Genomic DNA, 219 nt, shown 5'->3' on the forward strand with positions numbered 1-219 from the left:
CGCCAGTAAATCAATCAGCTTCTCAAGATGAGCCAGATCCAGTTCCTGCTGTCGAGCCATGCCGTTGCGCGCGACCGCCAGGTCTGCATTCTGAGTATCCTCAACAATGCGCTCATTCAGTTCGTCCAGCGCACCACCGGTGTATTTGATCCGGCCCGTCAGGGTCTCTGCCTGTAAATACAGCATGGGCAGCAGGTCACCTGAGAGTGTCCCATCGGA

General features: G+C 56.2%; 1 protein-coding gene. It reads right to left on the reverse strand.

Going from position 1 to position 219, the window contains the following annotated elements; translation table 11 throughout:
• The coding region (locus A3709_RS23915) for a hypothetical protein (protein ID WP_231871211.1) at window positions 1-186 on the reverse strand (186 nt) is incomplete at its 3' end.
• Between the last annotated feature and the right edge of the window lie 33 nt (window positions 187-219).

Origin of the sequence: Halioglobus sp. HI00S01, from assembly GCF_001635445.1 — a bacterium.
In the GTDB taxonomy this organism is placed as follows: domain Bacteria; phylum Pseudomonadota; class Gammaproteobacteria; order Pseudomonadales; family Halieaceae; genus Halioglobus; species Halioglobus japonicus.